Source organism: Anaerobacterium chartisolvens (assembly GCF_003337415.1).
Lineage (GTDB): Bacteria > Bacillota > Clostridia > Acetivibrionales > DSM-27016 > Anaerobacterium > Anaerobacterium chartisolvens.
Genome location: NZ_QPJT01000073.1, coordinates 1 through 1,910 on the forward strand (window position 1 = coordinate 1; position 1,910 = coordinate 1,910).

A 1,910-nucleotide genomic window follows, 5' to 3' on the forward strand; every position below is an offset into this window, starting at 1 on the left:
GGTGGGCGGTCAAAGTAAATGCAACCATTGACAGAGTAACTGGAACTGGGTAGCATTTAGTTATTCCGAAGATGGTTAGAAAAAGATTTAAAACATAAAAAATATATGTTTCGCATGGTATTTTATCCAAAATAAGTATTATCACTGATAAAAAAGGGCAAGCTTACGCTGAGGGTAAGACAAACCTGATTTTTCGGTCAGAGAAAATGCGCCCCCTGAAATCACTATTAAATTAGATATGTCTTGCGCAGGAATTAGTGGTTAATTATTTCTTCAGCAGGGATGGTTTGAGCAATATCTCGTTTGCCGATATTCTGCTAATACCGAGCTTTTCAAGGATGCCGAACCCATAGAGGAAGCTGAACATATCAAAAGGAGATTTATCGTTCAGCTTCTCTCTTGAATAGGAGTTGATATGCGACATCATTAGGGAAATGTCATTTTGTGTGAGGTCATCGAAAGATCTGCCTTTGGGCAACACTTTCCTTATGAACTCGTGGTTCAACTCCACATTAGGCTTCTGGAATGACGAGAAGGGATCGCAATAATACAGCCTGGTTCTGCGGTCACCTTGCGTGTTGTACTCCAATGCCTTTGGGTTTGAGAACTCCGAACCGTTGTCGGCGAGACAGACTGGGAGAAGTTGACTGAACATCTCCCTGCCAAGCGTTTCGTCCAGGTAGTTGAAAACGTCGATAACCGACTGGGATGTATTCCGGTCCCTGATAAAAGCTAGCATCAGGTCGCAGGACTTGAACATCATAGTGAGTAAAACCTTTCCACCGATGCGGCCGATGACCGAGTCAATTTCTACAACTGGAAGGCTTGAAGTTTCTATAAACGCAAGGAATTCGGCGTATGTGCGTCCAATCCGACAGCCGCTGTCCACCTTGTGCTCTACCGGCTTTGATTTTCGCGATTTTATACGGCAAACACGCGGCATATCAATGTTTCTGGCTTTTAGCAGACCGCCTGCTACATAACGGTAGATGGATTTTTCGCTTACCTCGAACTGGTCCGGGTTATGCGTGACTATGTGATGAACCGACTGCCCACGCATGACCAGTGGGCTTACAATCTCATCAAGTGCCAGTAACTCATCCTCTGTTATGTTTGCGCCGACACGTGACTCCACAAGCATTTCACGGTATGCCTCATGAGCCTTGCTGTGAATATAATATTTTTTCTGCATTACGCATTGGTACTCGTCCGTACAGCCGTTACAGACATATGGCGGTTCGAAAAGCTTATAGCATTGCTGCTCCTGGTAATCCTCACACATTTCATTGCAAAGACTGCATGTAGAACAACGTTTTGTGCAGCTCGGCTTGTTGACACAAAGATAGTGCTTTTGGCAATCATTTCGTTTCACACACCTATTGTGGATACGGTATGGTGGAAACTTATTGCTGGCTGTGGCATGGGAACGAATCTCCCTCGAAACAGTTGATGTGCTCTTGTTGAGTTTCTGGGCAATCTGCTTTATAGATACTCTGTCTCTCAGCCACTGTTCGATTTGTAGACGTTCCGTATATGCTAAATGTTTATTCTTTGGCATGACAATTTCCTCCGTTTTCTTATTTGCGCAAGACACAGATGGCAATTCTGCCATATGAATTTTAGACAAAAGACTGGAGTTTTAGTCACACTAAATACAACTACTTCCTCATCCATATAATTTAACACAAAACCTTGGGGCGCTGCCCCAAACCCCGACGCTCATTGCCGCGCGGCTAGACCTACAAAAAACATTTTGGGTTGGTTCAGCTTTTACAAGAATAATGGTTTTGACATATCGTATATCCAGTTGAGAGATTATTATTTGTAATACTAAATACACTTTGCCACTTTGTAAGACATAATGCAGCTAGCTTTATTCGCCAAGGTTGCATTTACTTTGTCAACTGAGG

At 43.3% G+C, this 1,910-nt stretch carries 1 protein-coding gene and 1 pseudogene; both read right to left on the minus strand.

Annotated features, from left to right (window positions below):
• Nucleotides 1–265: 265 nt before the first annotated feature.
• Nucleotides 266–1,192, minus strand: coding sequence for an IS30 family transposase (locus DFR58_RS21575; RefSeq protein WP_242987792.1), 927 nt, complete (start codon nucleotides 1,190–1,192; stop codon nucleotides 266–268).
• A gap of 246 nt (nucleotides 1,193–1,438) precedes the next feature.
• Nucleotides 1,439–1,612, minus strand: a pseudogene (locus tag DFR58_RS22680) (helix-turn-helix domain-containing protein); the annotation flags it as partial.
• Between the last annotated feature and the right edge of the window lie 298 nt (nucleotides 1,613–1,910).